Origin of the sequence: Tissierella sp. P1, assembly GCF_002266425.1 — a bacterium.
Lineage (GTDB): Bacteria > Bacillota > Clostridia > Tissierellales > Tissierellaceae > Tissierella > Tissierella carlieri.
Genome location: NZ_NPMN01000006.1, coordinates 31918 through 56386, shown reverse-complemented (window position 1 = coordinate 56386; position 24469 = coordinate 31918). Strand labels below are relative to the sequence as shown.

The following is a 24469-nucleotide window of genomic DNA, read 5'->3' as shown; positions in this document are numbered from 1 at the left end:
CACCTTATTCCAGACCATTTATAACTTCACTTAAATCCTTGGGTACTTTTATTTTATCATTAGTTTGAACATATTTGTATAAGGCCTCGTAATTATTATCCACGTTTAAAGCAAGTATGGATAGTTCATCCATAACCTTATAATCTTTTTCTGTCCATTCTTCTATCGGAAGGCTCTTATACCCTTTCCAGATATCCCAAGGCTGCATAGGCACCTTTAGTAATGAATTAGCATCAAGGATTAGATTACATCTTAAATAATCATATCCCCACCATTTGAAAATGCCGAACAACTCAGGATTAAACCTTCCTTCTCTACACAACAACCAGGCTCTCGGCCCTGTTATAAAATAGTTCTCACTTACATCCAGAGGATCAAAAGACAGTTGAAGCGCCCTTTGCTGGAGAACATCCAGTTGTGCATCCACCATTACCCACTTTTTCTTCTCTTCATTCCAGTATTCAACTACCCAGTGGTCGATATATTTGTCTTTTACAAGGTAGCTTGCAAAGCCACATCTTGCTCTAGCAGGTATACCAGCTTCACGGCAAAGGGCTACAGCAACTATGGAAAAGTCACGACATATGGATATCATTTTATTTTCATTTGTTCTTTGCTCGGATACGTGAGTAAAACCTAGCTTATTTAAGAAAACAAGTTTATCTTCAAAACTCCGTATGAATGGTTCCTTCTTTCTTTCATCGCCGAGTTCTAATCCATAAACTTCACTCCAATGCTGATGTAAAAGGATATTTTGTACATAGGTAACAATAGTTTTGATATCTTTTGGTATATCTGCAACCATGTGTTTCATTGTTTTAATTTCTGTCATAATATCATGCTCTTGATAAAGCTTAAGGGTATCTTTCATTATAATCCTCACTCCAATCATCGATTAAATACTATATTACTTCTTACATTTCTTCTCTGTATTAATATAATTATAATGTGCCAGCCTACGATGATGAGTGATATTTTGTGCGGTTTATAATTAGTGCTTAAGGTCAATAAATATCTAGTATTTCTTTGGTGGTAGAATATACCTTGAAAACATGCAACTAAATCTCAATTATTCCATAACCACATTAAATTGTAAAAAATACAAACAAAGAGGCATTAATTAATGGGAAAAGGCGAATTATTATAAGATTTCATAAGTATCAGCTTCCCCAAAACTTCCATTAGAAAATTTCACATAAGTATATTTTTTATGTGATATAAGTCAATAGGTACTAACATTTTTCCAGTATATTAAAGACACCCATAATCAATTAAGGTGTCTTTAATATTTTAAGTCAAAAACATACAAGTGGGAAACTCCGCATATCGCAGCTACTGGGTTGACCTGTCAAAGAATTAAGATTGCTCCGTCTACCCAAATCGCTGCTATTTAACCTGGCACCGTTAGCATATCCCAGGCCACTTTATGAAAACCTATATTAATTTGTTTATCTTATACTAAATATTCTCTATTTTTAAGAAGCTGTAAAGTTGGCATCTCTATACACATTAGTATCTATAATTTGTCCATATCTATCAAAGGTATAGCCCTGATATCTAACAGTACATTTTCTATCTCCATTTTGAAGAGAATATCCATAACTCTCTGCAGCAAAACCAATATTTCCATTAACACTAGGAACGTAGCTTGTATAAGTATCATTTATTTCATTAAATCTCCATGCACCGCTATCCATCCCTACGACTGCTTCCAAATGAGCAGTCGCACCAGTAATCTTCTGTGTTTCATAATAGAATTTTGTATCTGACTGAATTCCAATTCTATTAATTGGTTTCCAGTCAGTAAAGTCTTCTTCATTATATTTAGATAATGCTTCCAATGTTTCTATATTAGATTTTATAGATTCTTCAACATCTGTTCTAAGTCTTTCTTCATATTCATCTAGAGGGATATGCATTATTCTCCCATAACTCCCATCATCTACATATAGTTTTAAATACTCTAATTCTTCTTCGGTACAAAATCTAACTTCTGTACCATACTCTTTGTTTATTTTATCCATTATTTCCTGATAAGTTTGCTTCTTTAATCTTATTTCTTCTTCAGAAGTTAAATATTCATACTCTAAATCATTCGAATTTAGGTCGCTAACGCCAGCAGTTTCATAAGATTTATTAGATACTTTATGTGCAAAAGTTGGAATCATTGAAGTTAATACAATTAGCATAGTTAAAAATACTACTGAAAATCTATTTTTCATAATGATAAATCCTCCTCATATAATTATAGTCTCTCGGAATTCTCCGAGTCGATAAGCCAAGGCTTTGCCTAACCCATTCAAACTTTTTTCCTCCTATTTATCTCCTAAAGGTGTCCCCATCTGTCCAATCGGTAAGAAGATGAAACCAAATGTATTCGATGTATCACAAAATCATCAAAAATGGAGATATCCTCTTGCATGTGTTACAAAAATACTTGTAAAAATCCTTGCTCTATTGCCAAATACGGTCGTACATTCCATACTTTTTCTGCGGCTGTTTACTAAAACGCCTAGGTCTTCAGACAAGTGGAAACTCAATTATAAACAATGTACTTCTGTTGAGCGTTCTAACAAAAGAGAAAAAATTGACTATCATTTGGAAGCAAGTTATCATCTGTCTACTAAAATGCGGTACATCCCATCTACTGTATTATAATGTACCAACACATAGATGTTTGATATAGTGAGCAAAAAGAAACTTTAAAGCTCTCTGACTTCATTTTCAACAAAACCACCTAGTTAGTACCATTTTTTGAAAATTCACATTGGTAGGTCTATTTGGTATGGCTTTTATCCTAAAAACATAGTTTTATTCTCTCAAATTAGGTAATTTCCAGTGAATTTTTCGCAATTTAACCTTTAAATGTCTGATGAACAACATCCTCTGATAAATATTTATCTCTGAGTATCCTATTGGCAACATAAAACATTGTTTGTTTATATGTAATATAAAGCTTTTCGAATTTATGCCTATCCTCTTCCAATTCAATCATAGCTAAATAAATCAGCATAAAATTCACCTCATTTTTTTAGTCCTGCACTTTATCATCTTAATCCACCATCATTCAAATTATATCTATGTCACCTATGTTTTACCCAAAAAACAAGGGTCAAAAACAGTGTTTTTTCACTGATTTTTGACCCCAAACTTGCTCCAAGACCACTATATATTATGGTCAAATCCTACTTTTTCTTCTTATCACCACAATACGTCCTCATTATTATACCCTCAGTTTTAGAATGTTACCAATCTCACTTCGCTTCACTCATGCTCTTGTAATTTCTGACATGAGACGCACATCTTACTTACTTCGACTTCAACATACCTCGAGAGTACAATAATGATGTCATAAGCATCTGGTATCCCCTTGCTGGTAGAATATCTTTCCTAAATATCATCAAAATGTTTATTCCTTAGCTTTAATAGACTTATTAATCTATCTAGTTTTTCTTTACATGTAACATAATGTCCATTATCTCTATAAAATACAGCATTTTTTACTCAAAGCAGAATTGTAACTCTTTTTATTTCATAACGATTTAATTCTGCCATAAACTCATTAGATTTTAATAAGAACTCTCTATTTTAAAACAATACATACAACATTTCATTTAAAATATTTTCTATTAATTCGTAAAAGATATTATCTCATAGAAAATATTTATTGTTAATGTAGACTAAAATTGACGCTTACCTTATTATAATATGGATGACAATACATCAGCCTTGGATAATATACCCTTTAGACTTCCATCATTATCTATTACAGCTATAGGATATCTAGTTTCTGCAGCCATGGGAATTATATCGTGTAATAATGTATCTGGAGCTGTGGTCATTATACTTTCTATAATTACATCTGATAATGATAATTTTTCATTTCTAGCTCGTACAGCATCATCAATTGTAACTATTCCCAATAATTTCATTTTATCCCCAACAACATAAGCACTAGAAACCCTATTGCTTCTCATGATATTTATAGCATAACTTAGGCTATCTGTTTTACGAACAATACTATTTGGAGTAGCCATTACATTTCTAACACTAATTACCTGAGTTTTATCTGCATCATTTATAAATTGTTTTACATAATCATTTGCTGGATGCTCAGATATCATCTCTGGAGTATCAAGTTGAATCAATTCTCCATCACGCATTATAGCTACCCTATCACCTAATTTAAAAGCTTCATTAATATCGTGAGTAATAAATATTATGGTCTTATCTAATTTCTTTTGAATAGACAGAAGCTCAAACTGCATATCCTTTCTAACTAAAGGATCTAACGCAGAAAATGGTTCATCCATTAGAAGTATATCAGGATCATTAGCTAGAGCCCTTGCTAATCCTACTCTTTGCTTCATACCTCCTGAAAGACTTGATATAGGTTCATTCTCCAAACCTTCCAAGCATACCATGGAAATCATTTCTCTTGCTTTAGCTTGACGCTCCTCTTTGGATACTCCCTTAATTTCAAGGCCATATTCTACATTCCCTAAAACATCTCTGTGAGACATAAGTCCAAAGTTTTGAAATACCATGGCTATATTATTTCTTCTATATTCATTTAATTCCTTTTTATTAAATTTACTTATATCCTTATCATTAAATAGGATTTCTCCTGAACTAGGTTTATTTAGCATATTAAAACATCTAACTAGTGTTGACTTACCAGAGCCTGATAGACCTATTATTACAAACATCTCACCTTTTTTCACATCAAAAGTTACATCCCAAAGTGCCACAGTTACCCCAGTTTTTTTATAGATTTCATCCTTAGATACTCCTGAGTTTTTCATTTTAAATGCTCTACTTTTTTCTACACCATATAATTTGCTTAAGTTTTTAATACTTAAAATATTATTATTCTTCATCTAAGATTACCTCCCTACCATTGACAAAGCCTTGGGTTATTCTATCTAATAAGACTGCAATAATTACAACCGCAGTACCAGATACTAGTCCTCTACCTATTTCTACTCGGTTAACACTTAATAGAACTTCCATGCCTAAACCAGTAGCTCCAATCATGGAGGTTGTAACAACCATGGACATTGCCATCATAAGGGTTTGGTTTACTCCAGCCATTATTGTTGGCAAAGCTTGTGGTATTTGCACTTTTATTAATGATTGTAATCTAGTAGAACCAAAAGATAAGGATGCTTCCACTACTTCTTTGTCAATTTGTCTAATTCCGTGACTTGTAAGCCTAATAATTGGTACTATAGCATAAATTGTTGTTGCTATTACTGCAGGTGGTTTACCCAAGCCAAAGAATAATAAAGCTGGAATTAGATATACAAATACTGGCATTGTCTGCATTGTGTCTAATACTGGTCGAATTATTCGATTTGCCCTTTCACTAGTTGAGATGATTATTCCCAATGGAAAGCCCAGCGCCAATGAAATTATAACTGAGGCTATGACTATGGATAGTGTTTCATTCATAAAATTCCATAGCCCTAAGGCTCCTATAAGGAACAGTAAACTCGCATATAGTATTCCTTTCACAATCTTTCTGCTTATTTTCCAACCTACTAAGAATACTAGTATTAAGGATATAAACCAGGGTATGAAATCTAATACCTTGTAGATTACATTTACTAAACTACCTAAGAATAATCTTATCTTACTAAAAAACGAATCATATTTTACACTAAAATTTCTAACCGAAGTATCTATATCATTAACATTTAAAGGTATCTTAAACGGAAAGTTCCTTAACCAATTTGATGTTTTAGCCTTTTCACCTGTATCTAAATAGGCTCTAATCTTTTGTGCATCACTTTGATTTAGCCACTGATCTATTAATTCATCATGTTGCTTTAGGAACCATTTTGCTGTTTCTATATAATTAGCTCCAGTTTCTTGCATATGTGCTAGAGCCTCTGAGGTTAAAGCACTTGAAGTCTTATATTTTGTAAGGAATTCAACCATTTCGGGACTTTGTTCATAGAATTTATTACTCACCCCTATATTTACTTTTACAGAAGGTAGTTCAGTTTTCCCTTCGAGATATGTGTTAGCATCAAAGGGTTTATCTTCCAATAATACAAAATCATATTTACCCATGAGCCAAGTTGGTTCCCAATAATATGCAACTATTGGTTCAGCCTTTTCATAGGCTGAAGTTAAGGCTGATGATAGAGCTGCATCTGAACCTGGTCTAAAATATACAAAGTTTTCGTCCAGATTATAGTGTAGATATTTATTGTGAATAATTTCATCAACTTCCCAGCCAGGAATTGCACCATAAACTCTACCCATATCCTTTATTTCTGCATCTGGAAATACATCTGGATATTTCTTTAAATCCCATACATATTTTAAATCAGGAGCCATTGCTTTAATTCCTCTTTCAGAATCCCCTTCAATTACATATCTTGGAACATAAAAGCCTTGATCATTATCATCAAAATTTACTCCTAAATCTTTAAATTTGCCTTCATTTAAATCCTTTTCATAAGTAGCTAGATTATCTGTCCACTCTTCCATATGAACATCAATTTCACCTTTAAGTAAGCCTTCGTGTAATACAGTAGTTGATCCAGGAACTTCTCTCCATTCGTACCCAAAGATTTGTTCTGCTATCAATCCTGCTACTGCATTGTGGAATTTCACACTATCCCAACCAACATCTGCAAAGGCTATCTCTTTTACTGTTACTTCTTCTGAATAAACAAAAGTAGATGTAATTACTAATATTAACAATAGAATTACACTGAAACACTTTCTCATAATTCAACACCCTCCCTTTTTTTATAATTGAAAAAAATCCATTAAGGGAATGATTAAGTTCACAAATATTGTGAAGCAACAAGGTTCCCGAGACCCATTAGCAACCTTTGATTGCGCTAATGGGTTGGGTTTTTATTATGTAAACTTAATTTTGGGTACAAAAAAGAACCATGGAGTTCCATAGTTCTAATAAGCAGAACATTACTCCCCTTTACACGCTTACGAGGTTAGCTGTCGGGTTAGGCTAAAGGGTTCTACCCCTCCAAAAATGGATACACCCCCGAAGATTGGGTCCCCCGCTTCATTTAAGAATTCAGCGATGTGATTTAATTTTCAATTGTAAATATTAAATTCGATTATAGCACACACTAATAATTTATGCAAATTACGTTTATTTTTGTATTTGGATATAAAAATAAATAAAAAACAAAAACAACCTTGATATTTTATCTATCAGGATTATTTTTAAATTTAATTTTTAATTGTGGTTTACCTTTACCTTCAAGAATTTCTCTACGTCTAAACTGTAAAAATTCATCAAGGGAATTATCCCAGTCATTCATTGTCATAGGTGTTTTACCTCCTGCCCTATCCGCTGCATGGTGTAAATATAAATATTATATCATATGGCTAATTGAATACCTTGCCTTTCAAAACCCACCTATGCTGTAATCTTTAATATTATTTCAATCTTAAATATATTATCTTTAAGACTAAATTCCAAATTATGATTCAATCTATGAGCTAACTCTTTTACTATAGATAAACCTAGACCACTTTTATTCGAACCTCTTGATAAATCCATAGCGTATGATCTTTCAAAAATCCTTTCCACGTTCTCCTGATCCATGAATACAACTTTATTCTCAAAAGAAATATAAGCATCTTTTTCCTTTTTAGCTAATTTAATTTTATATCCTCCAATACCATGCCTTAACATATTAGAAATCAAATTCGAAAATATTCTTCTCAAAGCGTCTATATCTGAAATTGTTTTAATCTCTTCCCTTGGAATATTAATATCTATTGAGCTATCTTTATCAGTAAAATCCTCATAATATTCAAATATTACTTCTTTGAGTAATTCGCATATAGAAACAAAGTCTATATTAATAGGATAATCTGTGCTCATAATTCTAGAAAAATCATAAAAATCCTGGATCAAATGATGCAAGGATTTTGCTTTTTTGTTGATTATATAGACATATTCTTTAGTTTCTTCTGTTAAATCAGATTTTAACAAAAGATCACAATACCCTAATATGGCTGTCAAAGGTGTCCTAAAATCATGAGAAATATTAGATATATTTTCTTTTAATTCTTGATCTATTTTCTTATATTCTAACTTCGTATTTTCCTTTTCTAAAAATAAATAATTTATTGTTCCAGTAAATTCTACAATCTCTCTGTTAGAGGATTGGGTGGTTAAAGTTGCTTTACTTTCCTTATCTAATCTATGTAAAATATCTTTGTTTAGTGCTTTTAAATCCTTCTTTAATAAGAAATATAGGGAAGCAAACACTAACGCAACTATCCCTACTATTATAGTTATGACTAACATTTACTCCCCTCCAATTTAAAAATCCTTTTTTCTAAATATGGTGATTAATAAAATTGTAGATATTGTAAACAATCCAAATCCAATAAGAACAGGAAATATAGCTATTACACAATATCCATCCATTCCTAGAACCCTCCTCATTTCTATTATATCTATCAAGCTACGCAATATTGAAAGTGGTTGTAATATATATAAAAATGTTAATTTAGGTTGTAAATATGCTATTACACGAGTTATATATGAAACTATGTATATGTATGTGAGTGCTATAAGACTTACAATAACCTGATTTTGTATAATTACAGAAAAAATAATATAAAAAGATATCAACCCTATCCAAAGTGGAACTGCAGACAAACAAACTAAAAAATATTGATTGATAAACTTAAGGCCTTCTTCATTTACTCCAAATAAAACTATGGATATAAGAATATGAACCCCTATGACAATAATAGAAAATAACATAAAAAAAGCTAAAATAGAAATAATTTTAGAAAATATTATTTTATCTCTAGAAATTCCATTAGCAATAACATTATTCAAAGTTTTATGCTTTATCTCATCTCCTAAAATAATATCGTGAATAATAAGAAGTATAATAGGTGATGCGAATAAAAAAATCAAAAGAAAGTCCATTGAAGTCAAAAATGGATCTGTGATTTTTGTTCCCAAAAATTTTAAAAATAAATTGACTACAATAGAAAATACAACAAATAATAATACAGTCATCTGATAATACTTACGGTGGATTATCCTATAAAATTCTGATTTAATATAATTACGCATTTATATGCCCTCCTATCAGTTTTATAAAATATTCCTCTAAGGTTTGAGTACCTTCATTAATCGATTTAATCTCTACATTGTTTTCAATTAGGATTTTTGTAATGAGATTTAGATTGTTTAATTCTTCATATATTTCTATTTCATTATTATTTAAAACCTTATAATGCAAAATATCTAATTCTTTTTCAAGAATAACAGTTGTTTTCTTTGCATCATTGACTTTCAATTTTAAATATCTTCTACATTTTTCATCCAATTCTTCTTTGCTTACTTCTTCTATTAACGTACCATCATGGATAAAAGCATATCGATTAGCAATCATGGACAGTTCATTTAATATATGACTTGATAATATTATAGTAGTACCTAGCTCCCTATTAATTTTCAATAGTAGCTCTCTTAACTCTACAATTCCTGTAGGATCCACTCCATTAATAGGTTCATCTAAAATAAGCAAGTCTGGTCGCCCCATAATAGCTTGAGCAATCCCTAATCTTTGCTTCATTCCCAATGAATACTTGCTAAATTTCTTCTTGTTTACATCGTAAAGTCCTACTAATTTCAGTGTTTCTTCTACCACTTTTTTATCTTTTAATCCCTTTTGAATACGATAGCACTCTAAATTCTTTTCCCCGTCAAAATAAGGATATAAATATGAATTCTCCACTAGAGAGCCAGTTCTTTTCCTAGCACGATTAAGACCATGTTCTGTAACCTCCCCTAGAATTTCCATACTTCCAGAATTTTGACGAATCAATCCAGATATAAGTTTTAGTATAGTTGTTTTTCCTGCTCCATTTTTTCCAATAAGACCATATATATCCCCCATCCTAACGTTTATGCTAATATCTTCAATAACTTTTTTCTTTCCATAGGTTTTAGTTATATGATTTAATTTTACCGCATAGTCCTTCATTATTATCCCTCCTGTTTCTTATACTTTAAAATCATTATAAAATAAAAGTTATAAGAAACAATAAATAAAGTCTTAAGAAAACATAAAGAAAACTAATATACCATTTAGCTTTAGCTCATCCTAAATCCCATTCCCCAAATAGTCTTAATATATTCAATTTCATTATCGATCCTACTTATTTTATTTCTTATATTGCTAATATGAACATTGACAGTATTTTCATCACCATAAAACTCATCATTCCAAACACATTTATAGATATTTTCCTTCGTAAATATCTTTTTAGGATAACTTAATAACAATTTTAATATTTCAAACTCTATTGGTGTTAGATTAATTTCTTGACCTTTTACACTAATTTTAATTTCTTCTAAATCCATCTCTAAATCTTTATATGTTAAGATTTCACAAGGAAGACTAGGATTAGAAAATTGTTTATACCGTCTTAAATTCGCATTTACTCTAGCCATTACCTCATCTGCATCAAAAGGCTTCATTATAAAATCATCAGCACCAATCCTTAACACATTAAGCTTTGTCTCCTTATCTATCTTGGCAGATATGACCAAAATCGGCATTTCTTTTTTCTTTTTTCTGATATACTCTATTATTTCTTCTCCAGACATTCCAGGAAGCATTAAATCTAAAAGAATTAGATCAAAGTCCTCAACATCAGTGAAAAGTTTACCTTCTATACCTGTGTATGCAGATGTAACCTCATAATTTTCTCTATTTAAAATTTTACCAAGTAATAAATTAATCTCCTTATCATCTTCTATAATTAAAACCTTCATCTCAATCCCCTCCTTCAAGACGAACTCATCAAATAAACATTAATAAACTTGTCCAAAAATGTCTGTTTCTCTGTTAGTAGAAAAATCCTTAAAATTCTTCAATAAACCAGACAGTATGCTTTCGCCTGTCTCTTGATTGACTAGAACAAAATGCTCATTTTTTAGGTAGGATTTACATAACATCAGCACCATCACATTCAAATTCCATATGAAATTTCTCTCTGGTTTTCTATTCATTTTTTCCTATGTTGTTCTTATACTTCAAAGTTTATATAGCACTTGTCACTATGATTTAATCTAGAACCTTTTCTACCTCTATTAACACATTGGTGTGATGGTGACCTGTAAGAGCTTCAAATAAAGTCCCTTGGATTTTAATGCGCTTATTTATATACTGTTCCACTATTTCAATATTTTCTGTGTTTATAGGTACTACTTGTATTTCAGTAACTTCAAATTTATCTGAATTATGGAGATCACCTTCTTGCACAAGAACATCAATTGGATCATCTAATTGCAATATAAATGGATATTCTTGAATATCAGTATCAGGATTCTCTCCGTATCCTGGAGGTCCATAGTACATTCTTGTAATTAATGTGCCTTCAATTGTAGAAACACTTGGTTCAAAGTAATATTCTACTACATTTATTACTTCACCTAGCTCGTCTTCAGTAAATTCAGTAGAATCCACAATATCCGTCGTTATTTCTTCATTAATAGCTTCTTGATTACAAGCTACTAAAGAAAATACTAATAAAATTGTAATCAATAACATAATAATTTTCTTCACCAAAATACCCCCTATTTTAATATTAGTTACGACTTTTACTACTTTTATTCATTAAATATCTTATTATTCCATCCTCATTCCATTCTTATTATCGTAAGAACGTAAACTTTTACCTACTAGTTTACGCCCATGCTGGGCACACCAATTTATGCAGATAAGGAATATCTTTTTCTGCAATTTCTTTATTTCTAAGTAAAGTAAACATATAGTCATATGCTTTTGCATGACTTACGGCTTCAAACATATCTCTTAGAAGTCTGCCTCCAACGGTTAATCTATGTTCTATTAAAACCTTTGTTTCACTTTCAGTCAAAGAATCGCCATCTAATGCGTTAGATGTCCATGTCAATCCAACCCTATAAAAATCTTTTATTTGTTTTAATAATTCTCCTTCAAATGGTCTTAATTCATTAATTGTATTTTGATATAAATCCAATTTTTTAAAGTTTTCCACCAGTTCATTCCCTTTTATAGATATTTTTATATAGATGCAATCTAATCTTCACGACCTTTTAATTGTACCCATTGTACCATATACCATTTATCAAATAAACTATATTTTCTATCTCTGCTTTATTTAGTCATTGAAAATTACCTATCTTTCCCTATCATAATCTTCATACTTTTCTGTTATTACATTCCGTTTGTATACTGTAATTTGTGATTTCATCGATGCCAATTAGTTACCTTGTAGATTGTTTTTGCTTTTATTTTTGCTCTTGTTTTATACTCAAACTTATAACCTCCATTCAAAAATTTGCTGTTTGAAAAGAAAAAGGGCACAAGCATACCGAATAAAATTCAATATACTTGTGTCCTCAAATTGTATGGTTAAAAAAGCATAGACTGCTGTTATTATAATTGGCAGCATAAATCCACATATTCTTCATCTGTAATTTTCAAATAATGCCTTTTAAATAAAAGATGTACAATTCTTAAAATATATTTGGATACATCTTAATATGTCATGCTATCGGTTGATTATCCTTCTTGGATGTCTTTATTCGAGTAATCAACCACTATCTTTTTACAGCTTTTACATATTTTCGCCTGTAGTAAGAAATCTCTAAAGGTATTGTTCTCTAGTAAAATTTCTCCATGTTTTGGAAGTAAAGAAACCTTATGCTGTCTTTTTACCCAAGCTACCCTTCGCATTCCTTGTAACAGTCCCTGCTCCATTTCATTATTGCAATACGGACACCTCATATATAACACCCACTTTGAAATTCTTGATTTATATTTATATTTCTATTTATCTATAAAGTGAATTTTTTCTTGTCTCGGAACACTCTAAGCAAAACACAGAAGACATTTATTGAACGTTCCCCGCAGACAAATTCCAAAATACTTTGGCGAGAATTTTGTTTTGTACTTCGTCAAACCTACTTTTCAATTATAAATTTTGATAAAAACAAAATAATGGCAAGGCGAAAATAAATTTTATAACATGCTTATAATTTTGTATGCTCGCTCAATTACACTTCCGGGTGAAATTTTTATACACGTATATCCAAAGGACTCATACGTTTTTTCATGAATATGCTCAAAACATAAAGCTTCCTCAAAGCTAATCTTTCTTGCCTCTGAGGGTTGGCAAAAACCCAAATTCTCAATAAAAAATACCGTCTTCTGATATATTTGTTCATTCTCAATTCTATTTATTTCTTCAATAATATCTTTAGATGGTTGATATCCAAGATATTCACTTAGAGCATATGTACAAAAAACTGAGCGGTCATAAATTTGAACTTCAGACGGAAGAACTGAAAGCTGTACTTGCCTTTGTTTTTGCAATGCCACAATTTTATTAATAAAGGACGCATCCTTCCATGGTTCAGTTTTACCTTGCACTTGCTCTAAAGCAATTATATCAGTTGCAGCTTCTTCCACTACCAAATAACCCATTGTTTCTAATAATCTAATAATTGAAGTTTTTCCACTTCCTGGTGTACCCGTTAAAATATATCGTCTCATAAAACACCTCTTAAAAATAGTAACTAGTGCGACTTTTGATTAAAAAGTTAAGTTGTACAACCTTTGATATTAATGGAAAAAACGGAATACATTTTGCGATTGATTGTTAATTTATAGAATGGTTTCGCCTGACTTGATGATAGAATGGTTTTTCACACAAAAAAATTATAGCAAATATCATTTAGCAAGTCAAACCATATTGTAAATTTCTATCCAAATGCCTTTCTATCTCTCCATGAAAAAATCGTGATTCTATGTTCCCATCCCTCTAAATTTACTATATCATCTATAAAATTGCTCAAAAAAGAGGCCAAAAATTGTACGTTTTGACCTCTTTTTTCTAATTTCTTATTCCGAAACCACTACATATTGTGGTCAAACCCTATCTTTTCTCCTTTTTCCACAGGATATCATCATTATTATACTTTCCGCCGTAGCTTGCTGCCAATCACATCTCGCTTTACTCGTGTTCTTGGGCAAGCCTAGCATGAAGCGTACATCAGATTCTTCAGTCGTTTCACTCCCTTACAATCCGTGTTACGACTTCAACATGCCTTGAGAGTACGATAATGATTTCACTTGAAGCTAGTATCCCCTAGAATATTTTCAAAGAATTAATTAATTCTAATAATTAGTATAATGAAAAATTTATTCAATTGTTTCATTAAAGATTTATAGTTCCATTAATTGAAATAATCGCTTTCCCCCCAACTTTGATGGTCGGATTAATTTTTCCTGCAATAATCTTTATTGTAAGTTCTCCCGGTCTTCCAGCTGCATGTCCTTGGCCAATTGTAAATTCATGGTCTATTTTAGGGTCTAAAATATTTTCCAATACTAAGTATCCTGCTAACGCACCATTCGCTGCTCCTGTAACCGGATCCTCAGCAATTCCGATTGCTGGTGCAAAATCTCTTGTATATATTTTATATCGTTCATCAAAACTATTAAAACTAAATAAATGTGTAGTAACAACATCCAATTTAAGATTTAAATCTTTTAATTCTTCAAATATCGGTACTGATGCATCGATTGCCTTACTGTTCTTTACTGGAATTAATAAATGCCAATTTCCTGTATACGCTAACCTGATCGGATATTTATCATCGATGTCCATTGGATTAATCCCGACTACACGGCAGATTTCTTCCTTATCCACCTCAAATTGTTTTGTTTTAGGTGCAACTTGAGTCATCACAACACTACTTAATTTTTTTTCTTGCATAGACCATTCAACCGGAACAATACCAATATTTGTTTTCAATCTAATTTGTGAGGCTTTTTCCATCCAGCCATACTCCATTGCCATAACCCATGACAGGCCTACCGTAGCATGACCGCAAAAATCAATCTCTCTACTTGGTGTAAAATAACGCACCACATAATCATAATTTTTGTCATCAGAAGGAAATAAAAATGCAGTCTCTGAAAGATTTAATTCTCTTGCTATCTTCTGCATGTCATGCTCGCTTAACCCCACTGCTTCGGGAACTACACCTGCGGCATTTCCGCCGAAAATTTGATCTGCAAATGCGTCTACATGATAGACTTGTATTTTCTTCATAATTAACACTCCTTTTTTATATTTGATAAAGTAAGTATATAACAAAAGAATTTCAATTGTAGATTCAATATAGGTTATTATAGTTCAACATTGGGGGGCGCTTCTTTAGAACCGTACAATGCAGTATCTTTTTTTAATCTCACATCAGAGATTTCTTTATCATCATCAATTGTATGTGTATAGCTTAGCTCTTTTGATCCCGTAAATCAAAAATTGTAAGCAATAAAACTCTCAAATGCTCTTTGCAAATGAACTTCATTCGTTGCAATTATTTAGCTATAGGGGTTGTAGAATTGCAGTAATCAATTTGGAACAATCCTTTTGGTGCTATTTGTTTTTATAGCATTAGCATCTAAATTTAAGAAAATAAGGTTTTAAATAGCCGCTCAAATACAGATATCCAATCTAAAGCTTCGCTTTAACCCCGTTTTCTAAATGTAATGTTACGTACGACATAATAAAATCTTATCAATTAACCCATATTCTTTCGCTTGCTCAGCCGTCATATAACAGTCTCTTTCCATATCCTCTTTAATCTTTTGGATCGGCTGACCTGTAAGCCTACTATATATTTCATTCAGAGTTTCTTTTGTTTTTTCAAGCCAATCACTATGAATTTTAATATCTGTGGCCTGCCCCTGAAGTCCCCCGGATATTGACGGCTGATGAATCAGCACTTCACTGTTTTTCAGGGCAAAACGTTTACCTTTCTTTCCTGACGCCAGAAGTAATGAAGCTGCGCTCCCTGATTGGCCTATACTGATAGTAGAAACATCGCATTTGATATAATTCATTGTATCCATAATAGCGAAGCCGTCCGTTACGGAACCACCTGGACTGTTTATATAGAAATGAATGTCCTTGTCACAGTCGGCGGATTCCAAGAAGAGCATTTGCGCAATAATTAAGCTCGCAGATTCATTCGTTACCATGCCATTAAGCATGATAATCCTATCGTTTAACAACCTCGAAAAGATATCGTAAGAGCGTTCTCCTCGAGATGTCTGTTCAATTACCATTGGTATTAGATTGCTCATATTAACCTCCTTACGCTGCTTATGCAGCCATATTCGTGATTTTGTTGAAGTTGGAACTGAGTTCGATAACATTATTGAATTTACCACTTCTATATACTCTCCGATATTTTCCAGGCGTCAAATCATAAATTCTCATAAAGGCTCTAGAAAAGGATTCCTGGGAAGCATATTGATACTTCAGTGCGATATCAATAATCGGCTGTTCTGTTTGAATAAGCTCTTCTGCAGCCTTCTCCATCCGCCTCTTAGTAATATATCTGGTGACAGATTCACCTGTTATTCTGTGAAAAAGTCTATGATAATGATATTTTGATAGATAAGCTTTTTGAGCGAGATCGTCAAGTTTAATCTTATTATCCAGATTTTTTTCAATATACTCAAGTGAATCACGCACTTTTGAGTGATAATCCATATGCATCCTCCTAGTATAATGGTATTTGCAAGGAAATATTATATATCTTTATAGAGATAATAGCCTTGCAATCTATTGTCTCTTTTCTTATTTCTTTGTATAGGCCACTAACAATGCCTGTAGTTTAATAATGGTAGAAACCATTAAGGAAAGCTCGATCGCTTTCGGGTTTATTCTCGGAAAATCAGTTCCCCTTGGCTGTGTGTTTTCTTCTAACCGTTAGACTTTCCAAGAGTATACCATATATTATATATTCAGCCATAAATTAATTCTTGATAATTCTTGCTCAAATTTTATCTGACGAAAATAAGTATAAATGTCAATATTAGAATGTAACCTTTTACTCATCTTCTTTAAGATATTTTTTAAACGATATGATTTTCCGTTGATAGGAATTACATGGGTATAATGTAAAATCCTATCTAAGATAGCATTAGCTATGACAGAATCATAAAATATATAATCTCATAATTTCATATTAATCTCACTAATTAAATTACATAAAGTTATATATGACATTAGCTTTTAATAAATATATTCTTATCAGAATTACTAACCCTTTTATTTATTCCTATATTATTTATATACCCTTTAACATTAGATATTCTACTTAATGTGGATATATCTAATGTATTTAATTTTGAGTTCCTACTTTCTGACATTGTGAAAAACACCTTTGATGAATTAGTCTTCAGAAATATCCAATTCATAGGTTACTCTTGCATCATAAATTATATATTGCTCTACAAACATAAAGCTTAAAACCTTTGATACATTTGCAATACTTTCAAAAGTTAATTTATTCGAATCTGACTTTCCTCTAAGAAGTACGTTACCGAGCTATATAATTTATTTATATTTTAATATTAATTCCTCCTCACTTATTAACACTCTATATAAAAATTATCTTTTTAATTTCTGCTAAATCCATTGATAAAATTATTTTGCATAACATCTTTTTAAAATTACATTTCTCTTAAACATGTTTTTTGTGATATTAGTTCATTAAACTATATATTATTAAATATTTTATTCTATATGATATTTAAAAGTTATGCCTCTGAAGGTATATTCCAAATATATAATGTATTTAAAAAGGTAGATATGGATCTATTCGTATAGGAAAAGTACTAGAGCAACGTGGAATTCATGTAAATCGTAAGCAAATATCTAGATTAATGCGTGAAGTGAATCTATGTCTTAAAGGAACCAAATATAATTATAAGAAATATAATTAAAAAAATAGAGGTGAAGAAAGACCTAATCTACTTAATCAAATGTTTGTTACAGATACAAAAATAAAATTTGGGTAGGTGATATTACATATGTACCAACTAGGAAAGGAACCCTCTATCTTGCAATATTTATTGATATGTTTTCTCGGAGGTAGTTGGATGACCGATGGGAAGTAGAATGAAGGATACCCTTGTGATTGAAGCATTTACTTAAGCTTATGGAAAAGAACGGCCTAATTGCAGGTTAATAATTCATGCCGAACCTTTTGAAAACGTTGATAACTCTCATACAACAAAACCCCTTCCATCTAACTTCCTTAAACAACTATTGTAATATTTATAAAAACTTTATATAATTTACATTATACTAATATGAACAACTAAAATTAACATGATTATACTATATTAAGCAACCTTTAAAACTATATTTGTTTTTTGTTAGGATTTATAAAACTTTATTTCAACATAATTCATTGATAATAAACTAAATCACAAAAGTTGCAGATTGTTATCTCTGAGATAATCTCAGTTCATTTTTAGCTCAAAGAATTATATCTATTTAGCTCCAATTTACCATGAGGAGAAAGGATAAGGAATATGGACAATTACTATGCCGAAAAATTAAATTCCAAAAAGTTGTTTCAGGCGTACGATACCCAAATTCCACGTATCAAGCAGTATTTACAAGCGGAGATAGATTTTGTCAAGGGAAATCTATCAAACACACAAAGTGTTTTGGAGCTTGGAGCCGGATACGGTCGAATTATTAGGGAATTGGCTCCCTACTGCAGATCTATTGTCGGGATAGATATCTCGCTGGAAAGCGTTGAGTTAGGCAAAGAGTACCTCAAAGACTATCCCAACGCGAGTATAGTTGCCATGGATGTTCACCAGATAAAATTCCCTAAGCCCTTTGATGTTATTTTGTGCCTGCAAAACGGATTATCTGCCATGCGTGCTGATTCCACTGTCATTCACAAAATTCTTGATAAAGTGGCACCAGGTGGAACGGCTTATTTCAGCAGTTACAGCACTAGATTTTGGGATTTTCGTCTGAAATGGTTTGAGGAGCAGGCCTCCAAAGGGCTTTTGGGGGAAATTGACTATACTAAAACCAAAAACGGTGTGATTATCTGCAAGGGGGGCTTTAAGGCGACGATCCATTCATCCGAGGATCTTGAAAAAATTGGCGAAGAGTTGGGATACCCCTATCAGGTGCAAGAAGTGGATGAGTCTAGCGTGTTTCTAATCATCCATAAGACCTAACTAAGCGGAGAGGTATTTCTGTAAAATCTGCTCTTTTAAGTTTGAATTATTTCGAGTGTCCGATCTCTATATTAGCTCATCTAAGTAAAACAAGATCAAAAATATTGTAGCACTTTCATGCAGTCATTAATCATTAACTACCAAAATTACCGTTCCTTTTAAGTTGTATAATAAAAAAAGACAATACTAGTACTGGACTGTGTCAAGTTCATTTATTCATCATGTTTGCTTATGAATTTCTTTGCTACTTCGCCTGCTGTAAGCGGAAGTTGCATCCACACATAAGCATGGATGGAATTTTCTATATGCTCAATTTCATATGTGTTCAGTAGACCAGTGAACGCAGATAGGCTACTTCTAATTCTCTCATCCTTCCATTCTTCTTCGCTTGGAAGGAATAGAATAGGACATTTTACCTTCTTATAATATTGCTCAAATTTCACATCCCAGTATTTCTGAATATATTCTGTTCTAACATGGTTTAAATAGCAATATGTAAAATTACCGTTTTGCATCTGTTGCAGATTGTGTTCAAAGAAGGCTAAGAAATATTCATTCCATAATCCTTGTTGTATTAATTCCACTCGTTGTTCCTCAATATACTCTTCTTTCGTTTTAAATACACGTTCCTCTCTTTCAGCAAGTACAGTCCGCATGACTTCTTTTTTATGTTCAATTTCCTCCTCCGTTCCATTAAATAACCCGTATTCTCCAAACTCATTATATAAAGCCCCTTCACATATGAGGGATAGAACGAGCTCTGGATGTGATGCAGCTAAACTAAGTCCAATCTCAGCCCCCATTGAACTACCTACGATATGGCAGCACTCTACGTTTAGTCTCTCCAACAATAGATAAATATCGTTTGCCATATCGTCTATATGATACCCTGCTAAGGTTTATCGGATTTACCATGTCCTCTAAGATCAGGAACAATGATACTATATTCATTTTCAAATTGGGGTAAAATACCTTCCCACATATTCAAATTTCCTCCACTAAAGTGAAGAAATAAAACAGCTGATTTATCGTTTAATGAATATCGTACATTAATCCCTATATGGTCTAGCTTAATCATTTCCTCTATCATTTCTCTGCCTCCACTACTATAATTTATTACCTGAAACTATACTCCCTGATTTTAAAATTGTCTGATGGGGTTTTATCCTGTTATATCCACTTTTATTAATTTTGCATTTTTGAAATAGACTCTTACTTTTTCGCACCCTGTACCCCTCATTCCTTCGTTCCATTATATAATAGTAATTTGCTTTTTTCCACTTATTTTTCCCATTTACCCCCAAATAAAAAAGCAAGACTTTATTAAAATTATAGTAAAGTTTTGCTTTTAATCAATCATCATTTTCACTTTTTTCAATCACTCATTCAATCTTTTTAATAAAAGCAAATGTTTATTACAAAAAGCAAGACTTAATTATACTAGGACAATTTTCTTGCAACAGGATTATAACTTCAACATGTCCATTAACTTTGCCTTATCTACCTTATATCCCCTCTCCATAAATACCTTCAAATCCCTCACTGAGGGTCCCACAAAAGCATACTTATCATAAAATGTTTCTGACATAGGTTGGAATTCTTTAGAAGTATAAACTATAGTAATATTATTATCATTCTCAATCAATATCATATCTATTTGCTCTCAAAAGTTGAGACTTCTTTTTTATTCGTGGCAGCCCAATAATCATATGTAAGATTTCCTCGGCTCCCTATTTCATCATTTTTACAGTGTACTTATTAAATGCAAATGTAGTCGCAGAACATATATATAATTCCTTCTAGTAATCATATATCTACTGGCTTATATATTCTAAAGAATTATCTAAAACATTATATTTTACAATTATGTGTTCAATTATTCCCATATAATTATAAGCAAGGCATGCCTCAAACTCTACTTATTATTGTCAATCCATTTTAGGTTGCCATACCAGCTATATTGTCCATCTGGATAGGTATTACTGTAATTTTTGTTAGCCATCGCACTTTTTCTATGGCTAATTTCATGATTTCAGGACTGGCTTTTTCATTGTTTAAATCAATAATATTGAGTGAGTTTATTCTCCTGGTAGATGTTTGTACTGCTATTTTATCATTATCTGGGGAAACTTTAATTGCTTCAGTCGTATCAATATATGTTTGCGACTCTGTAAAAGAATAAAGCTTTGATAGCTTATCATTCTTAATCATCCATAATTCATTATAGCTTCCATAGTCGGAGTAATCATTAAAAAGTGCAAAACCTTTAATGCAGTCGACGCTGTTCACTATATATGAACTATCAAATTTCTTACTCAGCATACTTATAGCAAATTCTGCACCATGCTTGATTGTATTGTTTGTACTGGTCAAAAAAGGTGTAATTTCAGCTATTGCATGAATTCTTATATTGAACATCAAACAAAATTCCTTTTAAATCATTCAATTCCGCTTTTATAACTTTTGAATCTTCATATAAAGGAACTATCTTAAGCTGTCCTTTATTTCCTATGACTATAAGGGAATTCTTATTACCATTCTCATCTTCTAAACATCTAATTTTCCTTATTTCATTATTTAGAAAATCAATTTTTTCTGTGATATTAATCTGAATAGCTATCTTTTTTCATTGAGATTATTATAGTAATCAATAATCCTCCCCAAAGTACTGTTGCACCTATACCAAAGAATATCGTTGCACTTAACGTCATTTTTATCACCACACCTTTATTCATTCTTTAAATTAATATTATCTCTCCAAGGTTGTTTACTTATTAAGACCGCTCCGGTAATTCCTATTAAAATAATTCCCCATCCATAAACAAACAATGCTTGCAAATCATATCCACCATAAGGTGTATGCATTTCTGTAATAAGACTTTGTACTAGAATGAAAGTTAAAACAATTGGATTTATACATTTAATAAATACATCCCACCATTTTCCTATTCTATAATAAGATACTGAATTTGTATGGTCACGAATTGTCTTAGGTTTTACAATCCATCCTACTAAGATAGTTTCTAGTAATCCAACTACAACTATTCCATAGTTATTAATAAAGTTATCCATAATATCTAATAAGTATAATCCTGCTCTAGTTGCAAAGGAGATACTTATAACAAATCCAACTAGCAAAATTCCTGTTACTACTTTTTTACGTTCCCATCCTGTTTTATCTATTATGGCTGAAGAAATCGCTTCAACTAAGGATACTGCTGATGTTAATCCTGCAAATATTAAGCAAGTAAAAAATAATACAGATAGTATGTTTCCCCAGCTGCCCATTACTGAAAATACTTTAGGAAATGCTATAAATGCAAGTCCTATACCATCAGATGCAACTTTATCAACAGATACTCCTTGATTTGTTGCCATAAATCCAAGTATTGCAAAAACCCCTATTGCAGATAAAAATTCAAAGCCACAATTGGCAAAAGCAGTCATAAATGCACTATTATTTATATCTGTTTTTTCAGGAAGGTAACTGGAATAAGTCATCATAATTCCTGTAGCTATACTTAATGAAAAAAATACTTGTCCATATGCTGCAATCCAAACTTTAGGATCTTTAACTTTTTGCCAATCAGGTGTAAACAGTGTGTTTAAGCCTAAAGAAGCACCTTCTAAAGTTACCCCTTTTATTACTATAATTATCATTATTATTAATAGAGCTGGTAATAATATTTTACTTAATTTTTCAATTCCAGCTTTTATTCCTTTATAACATATAAACCAGTTAATTAACCAAACCAAAGTTATTCCTATTAATATTGGAACAACTATACTTCCAAAATCGAAAGGTGATGATGATAAATTTAATACTTCATTATAAAAATAACTATTGGTGTCATTTCCCCATACTCTTTTAAAGCTTAATGTTAAGTACTTTATAGCCAAGCTCAAAATCATTGAATAATAAGATAAAATTATAACTGCGCTAATTATAGGCCACCAACCAATCCATTCCCATTTTTTATTTGCCCTTGATATTGCAAGTGGTGTTGAACCTCTAAATTTATGACCCATTCCATATTCAAGAATTAATAGAGGTATTCCTGCCGTGAATATGGCAAAAAAATATGGAATTAAGAAAGCTCCACCTCCATTTGAATAAGCCACATAAGGAAATCTCCATATATTACCTAGCCCTACGGCAGAACCAATAGCTGCAAGTAGGAACCCTGCTTTTGTCCCCCATTGTTCTCTGGATTTTTTCATTTTTATTCCTCCCAAATATTTTGTCTGAATTTTTCAAATGCTGATATTTATAAATAAAAAAGCCCCATAGTTTATACTATGAGACCTTTTTACCTAGGATATTACAAAAGTCCCATAGTTTATCTATGGGACTCCATTTATTTCAATACAAATAATTAGCCACCATAGATGCAAAACGCCTGTTTTTGCGATTGCACCTATAGTAGTATGTAACGTATCTATATATACAATCGCTATCCTAAGTTAGCTAATAAGAGTAGATTATTCAATTTTGAAACAGATATATTTATTTTAATATTCATAATAATCCTCCTCTTGGTAAATTTATATCATGGTATCATACTATTCTAGTAATGTCAACAAAATCTTAAAAATAATATAAAAAATATAATATAGTTAATTGTAAAACTAAATTAGACCCTGTACTGAACCCCTTTTAGTAGACGTATAGATTAAGTAGATTCAATCAATACTTTCATTAAGATGGGTGTTTTATGTCTAGAAAAAAGTATAGTAAGGAATTTAAAGTTCAAGTTGTTAAACAAGTTATTGAGGAAGGTAAGAAAACATCACGTATAGCTAAGGAGTTAGATCTATCTAGAGATATGATGTACAGATGGATAAATGAAGCGATAACAAAGTTTTGCTACACGAGAGGAAGCTAAAAAGGCTATATTTGAATATATAGAGCTATCTTATAATAGAAAGGGAAGGTATTCTGCTCTTGGATATTTATCTCCTTTAGAATATGAAAAACTGAACCTGACTAAATAGACTATTTATCAAGTCTACCTAATCGGGTTCAGTCCAGTCGTTTTATTATTTTAACTGTCTACTTGACAGGGTGCTGTTCAATTCATCCTATGCCTTTCATTTATTTCAATAGCTTGTGAACCATCCTCCTTACGATATTTAATCACTCAATAACGTCAATTTCCCCTTTGTCAATGATTTCCTTACAGTGAGCCAGCTTCTGCAGATAAGCAAAAATGACGCTTACGTAGGTTTAGGCTTCGTCATATTGCTCCTTAACCCTCTCCCCGCTCATATTGGCATCAATAATGGACTGTATCACCTTGTTATATTCCTGTGACAGATTATCGTTCGGATACTGATATAACGGTAGGCCTTTATATGATGAATAAATCTGTCCACCATGATCAGAA

The 24469-nt window shown here is 31.7% G+C and carries 26 protein-coding genes, 2 pseudogenes and 1 riboswitch; of the genes and pseudogenes, 4 read left to right on the top strand and 24 right to left on the bottom strand.

Going from position 1 to position 24469, the window contains the following annotated elements:
* Positions 1–4: 4 nt before the first annotated feature.
* The 18 genes and pseudogenes from CIW83_RS05760 to CIW83_RS24650 form a co-directional block, all read right to left on the bottom strand.
* Positions 5–871: a transglutaminase-like domain-containing protein gene (locus CIW83_RS05760; RefSeq protein WP_094899908.1), complete on the bottom strand. Its 867-nt coding sequence runs from the start codon at positions 869–871 to the stop codon at positions 5–7.
* Positions 872–1475: 604 nt separating this feature from the next.
* Positions 1476–2222, bottom strand: coding sequence for a hypothetical protein (locus CIW83_RS05755; RefSeq protein ID WP_094899907.1), 747 nt, complete (start codon positions 2220–2222; stop codon positions 1476–1478).
* A 632-nt stretch (positions 2223–2854) separates the two neighbouring features.
* On the bottom strand, positions 2855–3013 hold the full coding sequence (locus CIW83_RS05745) for a hypothetical protein (RefSeq protein WP_201259693.1): 159 nt from the start codon (positions 3011–3013) through the stop codon (positions 2855–2857).
* A 688-nt stretch (positions 3014–3701) separates the two neighbouring features.
* On the bottom strand, positions 3702–4880 hold the full coding sequence (locus CIW83_RS05740) for a glycine betaine/L-proline ABC transporter ATP-binding protein (RefSeq protein WP_094899906.1): 1179 nt from the start codon (positions 4878–4880) through the stop codon (positions 3702–3704).
* A complete protein-coding gene (locus tag CIW83_RS05735) occupies positions 4870–6744 on the bottom strand; it encodes a glycine betaine ABC transporter substrate-binding protein (protein ID WP_094899905.1) in 1875 nt (624 codons plus the stop codon). Before CIW83_RS05735 ends, CIW83_RS05740 begins: the two co-directional genes overlap by 11 nt.
* A 200-nt stretch (positions 6745–6944) precedes the next feature.
* A riboswitch (cyclic di-AMP (ydaO/yuaA leader) is annotated at positions 6945–7073 on the bottom strand.
* Between the two features lie 117 nt (positions 7074–7190).
* Positions 7191–7346, bottom strand: a pseudogene (locus tag CIW83_RS05730) (hypothetical protein); the annotation flags it as partial.
* A gap of 59 nt (positions 7347–7405) precedes the next feature.
* A complete protein-coding gene (locus CIW83_RS05725; RefSeq protein ID WP_094899903.1) occupies positions 7406–8305 on the bottom strand; it encodes a sensor histidine kinase KdpD in 900 nt (299 codons plus the stop codon).
* 15 nt (positions 8306–8320) lie between these two features.
* Entirely contained in the window at positions 8321–9091 is a 771-nt protein-coding gene (locus tag CIW83_RS05720) for an ABC transporter permease (protein WP_094899902.1), read from the bottom strand.
* Positions 9084–10007, bottom strand: coding sequence for an ABC transporter ATP-binding protein (locus CIW83_RS05715; protein WP_094899901.1), 924 nt, complete (start codon positions 10005–10007; stop codon positions 9084–9086). The genes CIW83_RS05720 and CIW83_RS05715 overlap by 8 nt, the downstream gene beginning before the upstream one ends.
* A gap of 110 nt (positions 10008–10117) precedes the next feature.
* Positions 10118–10801, bottom strand: a complete 684-nt coding sequence (locus CIW83_RS05710) for a response regulator transcription factor (RefSeq protein ID WP_094899900.1) — start codon at positions 10799–10801, stop codon at positions 10118–10120.
* Between the two features lie 292 nt (positions 10802–11093).
* Entirely contained in the window at positions 11094–11594 is a 501-nt protein-coding gene (locus CIW83_RS05705; RefSeq protein WP_094899899.1) for a DUF4431 domain-containing protein, read from the bottom strand.
* Positions 11595–11715: 121 nt separating this feature from the next.
* Positions 11716–12048, bottom strand: coding sequence for a hypothetical protein (locus CIW83_RS05700; RefSeq protein ID WP_094899898.1), 333 nt, complete (start codon positions 12046–12048; stop codon positions 11716–11718).
* A gap of 527 nt (positions 12049–12575) precedes the next feature.
* Complete coding sequence (locus CIW83_RS05695; RefSeq protein WP_094899897.1) at positions 12576–12800, bottom strand: PF20097 family protein; 225 nt, start codon at positions 12798–12800, stop codon at positions 12576–12578.
* 234 nt (positions 12801–13034) lie between these two features.
* Entirely contained in the window at positions 13035–13568 is a 534-nt protein-coding gene (locus CIW83_RS05690) for an AAA family ATPase (protein WP_201259692.1), read from the bottom strand.
* A 664-nt stretch (positions 13569–14232) separates the two neighbouring features.
* Positions 14233–15132: a PhzF family phenazine biosynthesis protein gene (locus tag CIW83_RS05685; RefSeq protein ID WP_094899895.1), complete on the bottom strand. Its 900-nt coding sequence runs from the start codon at positions 15130–15132 to the stop codon at positions 14233–14235.
* 443 nt (positions 15133–15575) lie between these two features.
* Positions 15576–16241: an ATP-dependent Clp protease proteolytic subunit gene (locus tag CIW83_RS05680; protein ID WP_255374286.1), complete on the bottom strand. Its 666-nt coding sequence runs from the start codon at positions 16239–16241 to the stop codon at positions 15576–15578.
* Positions 16189–16581 (bottom strand): helix-turn-helix domain-containing protein, encoded by a 393-nt coding sequence (locus CIW83_RS05675; RefSeq protein WP_235601235.1) that lies wholly within the window; start codon positions 16579–16581, stop codon positions 16189–16191. Before CIW83_RS05675 ends, CIW83_RS05680 begins: the two co-directional genes overlap by 53 nt.
* Positions 16582–16827: 246 nt before the next feature.
* Positions 16828–17040 carry an ATP-binding protein gene (locus CIW83_RS24650; protein WP_304440615.1) on the bottom strand — a complete coding sequence of 71 codons (213 nt, stop codon included), beginning with the start codon at positions 17038–17040 and terminating at the stop codon, positions 16828–16830.
* Positions 17041–17687: 647 nt separating this feature from the next.
* Between CIW83_RS24650 and CIW83_RS24800 the strand changes: the two are divergent.
* Both CIW83_RS24800 and CIW83_RS05660 read left to right on the top strand, forming a co-directional pair.
* A pseudogene (locus CIW83_RS24800) lies at positions 17688–17819 on the top strand (IS3 family transposase); the annotation flags it as partial.
* A 594-nt stretch (positions 17820–18413) separates the two neighbouring features.
* Positions 18414–19082 carry a bifunctional 2-polyprenyl-6-hydroxyphenol methylase/3-demethylubiquinol 3-O-methyltransferase UbiG gene (locus CIW83_RS05660; protein ID WP_094899892.1) on the top strand — a complete coding sequence of 223 codons (669 nt, stop codon included), beginning with the start codon at positions 18414–18416 and terminating at the stop codon, positions 19080–19082.
* 212 nt (positions 19083–19294) lie between these two features.
* Here the strand turns inward: CIW83_RS05660 and CIW83_RS05655 are convergent, their stop codons facing one another.
* The 6 genes from CIW83_RS05655 to CIW83_RS05630 form a co-directional block, all read right to left on the bottom strand.
* Positions 19295–19963: an alpha/beta fold hydrolase gene (locus CIW83_RS05655; protein ID WP_255374285.1), complete on the bottom strand. Its 669-nt coding sequence runs from the start codon at positions 19961–19963 to the stop codon at positions 19295–19297.
* Positions 19964–19974: 11 nt separating this feature from the next.
* Positions 19975–20172 (bottom strand): alpha/beta fold hydrolase, encoded by a 198-nt coding sequence (locus CIW83_RS05650; protein ID WP_094899890.1) that lies wholly within the window; start codon positions 20170–20172, stop codon positions 19975–19977.
* Positions 20173–20547: 375 nt separating this feature from the next.
* Positions 20548–20733 carry a hypothetical protein gene (locus tag CIW83_RS05645; RefSeq protein WP_094899889.1) on the bottom strand — a complete coding sequence of 62 codons (186 nt, stop codon included), beginning with the start codon at positions 20731–20733 and terminating at the stop codon, positions 20548–20550.
* A gap of 287 nt (positions 20734–21020) precedes the next feature.
* On the bottom strand, positions 21021–21500 hold the full coding sequence (locus tag CIW83_RS05640; RefSeq protein WP_094899888.1) for a hypothetical protein: 480 nt from the start codon (positions 21498–21500) through the stop codon (positions 21021–21023).
* Between the two features lie 185 nt (positions 21501–21685).
* Positions 21686–21793: a MetS family NSS transporter small subunit gene (locus CIW83_RS05635; protein WP_143598524.1), complete on the bottom strand. Its 108-nt coding sequence runs from the start codon at positions 21791–21793 to the stop codon at positions 21686–21688.
* A 16-nt stretch (positions 21794–21809) separates the two neighbouring features.
* A complete protein-coding gene (locus CIW83_RS05630; RefSeq protein ID WP_094899886.1) occupies positions 21810–23303 on the bottom strand; it encodes a sodium-dependent transporter in 1494 nt (497 codons plus the stop codon).
* A 494-nt stretch (positions 23304–23797) separates the two neighbouring features.
* Here CIW83_RS05630 and CIW83_RS05625 point away from each other — a divergent pair, with 494 nt between their 5' ends.
* Complete coding sequence (locus CIW83_RS05625) at positions 23798–23968, top strand: transposase (RefSeq protein WP_094899885.1); 171 nt, start codon at positions 23798–23800, stop codon at positions 23966–23968.
* 7 nt (positions 23969–23975) lie between these two features.
* Positions 23976–24077 (top strand): IS3 family transposase, encoded by a 102-nt coding sequence (locus CIW83_RS05620; protein WP_094899996.1) that lies wholly within the window; start codon positions 23976–23978, stop codon positions 24075–24077.
* Positions 24078–24469: the final 392 nt, after the last annotated feature.

Excerpts from the sequence above, each read along its gene's own strand:
- CIW83_RS05760 (WP_094899908.1), bottom strand. The coding sequence starts at position 871 with ATGAAAGATACCCTTAAGCTTTATCAAGAGCATGATATTATGACAGAA.
- CIW83_RS05755 (WP_094899907.1), bottom strand. The coding sequence starts at position 2,222 with ATGAAAAATAGATTTTCAGTAGTATTTTTAACTATGCTAATTGTATTA.
- CIW83_RS05745 (WP_201259693.1), bottom strand. The coding sequence starts at position 3,013 with ATGCTGATTTATTTAGCTATGATTGAATTGGAAGAGGATAGGCATAAA.
- CIW83_RS05740 (WP_094899906.1), bottom strand. The coding sequence starts at position 4,880 with ATGAAGAATAATAATATTTTAAGTATTAAAAACTTAAGCAAATTATAT.
- CIW83_RS05735 (WP_094899905.1), bottom strand. The coding sequence starts at position 6,744 with ATGAGAAAGTGTTTCAGTGTAATTCTATTGTTAATATTAGTAATTACA.
- CIW83_RS05725 (WP_094899903.1), bottom strand. The coding sequence starts at position 8,305 with ATGTTAGTCATAACTATAATAGTAGGGATAGTTGCGTTAGTGTTTGCT.
- CIW83_RS05720 (WP_094899902.1), bottom strand. The coding sequence starts at position 9,091 with ATGCGTAATTATATTAAATCAGAATTTTATAGGATAATCCACCGTAAG.
- CIW83_RS05715 (WP_094899901.1), bottom strand. The coding sequence starts at position 10,007 with ATGAAGGACTATGCGGTAAAATTAAATCATATAACTAAAACCTATGGA.
- CIW83_RS05710 (WP_094899900.1), bottom strand. The coding sequence starts at position 10,801 with ATGAAGGTTTTAATTATAGAAGATGATAAGGAGATTAATTTATTACTT.
- CIW83_RS05695 (WP_094899897.1), bottom strand. The coding sequence starts at position 12,800 with ATGAGGTGTCCGTATTGCAATAATGAAATGGAGCAGGGACTGTTACAA.
- CIW83_RS05690 (WP_201259692.1), bottom strand. The coding sequence starts at position 13,568 with ATGAGACGATATATTTTAACGGGTACACCAGGAAGTGGAAAAACTTCA.
- CIW83_RS05685 (WP_094899895.1), bottom strand. The coding sequence starts at position 15,132 with ATGAAGAAAATACAAGTCTATCATGTAGACGCATTTGCAGATCAAATT.
- CIW83_RS05680 (WP_255374286.1), bottom strand. The coding sequence starts at position 16,241 with ATGTTATCGAACTCAGTTCCAACTTCAACAAAATCACGAATATGGCTG.
- CIW83_RS05675 (WP_235601235.1), bottom strand. The coding sequence starts at position 16,581 with ATGGATTATCACTCAAAAGTGCGTGATTCACTTGAGTATATTGAAAAA.
- CIW83_RS05660 (WP_094899892.1), top strand. The coding sequence starts at position 18,414 with ATGGACAATTACTATGCCGAAAAATTAAATTCCAAAAAGTTGTTTCAG.
- CIW83_RS05650 (WP_094899890.1), bottom strand. The coding sequence starts at position 20,172 with ATGATAGAGGAAATGATTAAGCTAGACCATATAGGGATTAATGTACGA.
- CIW83_RS05645 (WP_094899889.1), bottom strand. The coding sequence starts at position 20,733 with ATGATATTGATTGAGAATGATAATAATATTACTATAGTTTATACTTCT.
- CIW83_RS05640 (WP_094899888.1), bottom strand. The coding sequence starts at position 21,500 with ATGTTCAATATAAGAATTCATGCAATAGCTGAAATTACACCTTTTTTG.
- CIW83_RS05635 (WP_143598524.1), bottom strand. The coding sequence starts at position 21,793 with ATGACGTTAAGTGCAACGATATTCTTTGGTATAGGTGCAACAGTACTT.
- CIW83_RS05630 (WP_094899886.1), bottom strand. The coding sequence starts at position 23,303 with ATGAAAAAATCCAGAGAACAATGGGGGACAAAAGCAGGGTTCCTACTT.
- CIW83_RS05625 (WP_094899885.1), top strand. The coding sequence starts at position 23,798 with ATGTCTAGAAAAAAGTATAGTAAGGAATTTAAAGTTCAAGTTGTTAAA.